This window comes from Nocardioides sp. (genome assembly GCF_050699375.1).
Classification (GTDB): Bacteria; Actinomycetota; Actinomycetes; order Propionibacteriales; family Nocardioidaceae; genus Nocardioides.
In genome coordinates this window covers 1-1913 of the sequence record NZ_JBOHDN010000218.1, presented here as the reverse complement: position 1 = coordinate 1913, position 1913 = coordinate 1, and the positions used below count along the sequence as shown (strand labels likewise).

At 65.6% G+C, this 1913-nt stretch carries 3 protein-coding genes; all 3 read right to left on the bottom strand.

Annotated elements, in window-relative coordinates; all coding sequences use genetic code 11:
• Positions 1-121 precede the first annotated feature (121 nt).
• Positions 122-1090, bottom strand: a complete 969-nt coding sequence (locus tag ACRDPS_RS16040; RefSeq protein ID WP_431502653.1) for a TIGR03557 family F420-dependent LLM class oxidoreductase — start codon at positions 1088-1090, stop codon at positions 122-124.
• A gap of 59 nt (positions 1091-1149) precedes the next feature.
• Positions 1150-1419, bottom strand: coding sequence for a DUF7218 family protein (locus ACRDPS_RS16035; protein WP_431502652.1), 270 nt, complete (start codon positions 1417-1419; stop codon positions 1150-1152).
• Between the two features lie 32 nt (positions 1420-1451).
• Positions 1452-1913, bottom strand: a 462-nt coding sequence (locus ACRDPS_RS16030) for a hemerythrin domain-containing protein (RefSeq protein ID WP_431502651.1), incomplete at its 5' end; no start/stop codon positions are given.

Sequence of the window (1913 nt, the reverse complement as noted above, 5' to 3'; positions counted from 1 at the left end):
GTTGTGCCGCCCCCGAGTTGCTTTCGGCGTGCTGGTCCAGCTCTGCCCACCTAGAAGGCTCGACTGCCAAAGCAGCCGTTACCTCAGGCAGCCGGAGCCGGAGAGATGACGCCGTCCTCGGTCATCGCCCGTCAATGCCCGAACGCAGACGGGGCAGGACCTCGTTGCCGTACGTCGGGATCATCTCCGCCCAGTGCGGGCCCATGTTCGCCACGTAGACGTCGTCGAACCCAGCCTCCACGAATGGCTTGACTGCTTCGACGTGTCTGTCGGGATCGGGGCCGCAGGTCACGCTCCGTCGGGTCTGCTCGGACGTGACCAGCTCAGCTGCCTGCTCGAAGTGGCGGGGCGACGGCAACACCTGGGCGAGCTCACCCGGCAGCCCGCTGGTCCCCCACAGCCGATGTGCCAGCTCGACCCCCTCGTCCTCGGTGGCTGCCCAGGCGACCTTGGTCCCAGCCTGGGCCATTTTGTCACCGGCCGAATCGCGGAATCGCTTCAGCAGTGCGTGGTCGGGCGAGGTCGTGATGTAGCCGTCGGCGATCCTGGCGGCCACATCGACCGCTTCGGGCCCGAAGCCGGACATGAAGATCTGCGGCGGCTGCTCCGGCAGGGTGTAGATACGTGCCGTATCCGCGGTGTAGTGCCGGCCACGATGGTTGACGAACTCACCGGTCCACAGCTCGCGAATCAGGCCGACTGCCTCCTCCAACATCTCCAAACGTACGTCGAGAGTCGGCCAGGCGTCGCCCAGCACGTGCTCGTTGAGGGCTTCGCCGGTGCCCAGCCCCAAGGTGAAACGACCGTCGAGCATCACCGCGCTGGTGGCGGCTGCCTGTGCGACCAGGACTGGACTCATCCGCACCGTCGGGCAGGTGACGGCGGTGGTGACGGGTAACGAACAGGCCTGCGCCAGCGCGCCGATCACCGACCACACGAAGGGGCTCTCGCCCTGCTCATCGTTCCATGGATGGAAGTGATCACTGATCCAGAGAGACTCGAACCCGGCCTCCTCGGCGAGTCTCGCCTGTTCGATGAGCTCAGCGGGTCCGAACTCCTCGCAGGAGAGAAAGTAGCCGAATCGGGTCATGTCAGTCCTCCGATCTGCTCGGGGACGTAGGCGATCGGTGCATCTCGATGTCCTTTACGTCAGTGGTTCCGCAATGCCTTGATCAGCTCGCTCTTCTTCATCTTCGAGCGACCCTCGATGCCGATCTCTCTCGCGCGATTGCGCAGGTCCTCGACGGTCCAGTCGTCGTAGGACCCGGATCCGCCGCCCTTCGCGCCCACCTTGGAACGCGAGCGGTTGGCGGACGCGTTCGCGATCCGTGCGGCTTTCTCCTTGCTTCCACCGTCGTCCCGGATCTCCTCGTAGAGCTCGGGATCCTTCACGCTTGGCCCTGGCTTGCGTTTCGGCATCGTCATCGCCTTCCTCTCGGTTCGCTGATGTGTCACTTGTCGGCGTGCTGATCCAGCTCCTGCTGCAGCGCCTGCTTGTCCTTGTCGCCGACGGAGATGTCCGCGTTGGAGGCCTGGCGGCGCATCTCGTCACGGGTGATGTCCTGAGGCATATCCCCCAGATGCTCCTGCCGGCTCTTCAAGAAGGCCTCCCCCAGCTCGGCGCGACGCGCGTCGTCGAGACCGCTGCGCATTCCCGGGAGCACGGTCGTCTCCTCCTCCTCGACGTGGTGGCTGATCGCGTCGACAACTTCGGTGAGCTTGTTCTCGTACGCCGCCCCGAAGGGGTCGCACTCGCTGAGCTCGGCCAGAAGGCGGTCGGCCAGCAGGTGCTCCTCCTGACTGTGCGCGACTTCCTCCGCCTCACCGGCCTCGTCCCTGGCGACCGGATAGACCTCGGCCTCCTCAGCACGACTGTGCGCCGCCAGAAGGGTCACCAGGATCGGGGTCAGGCC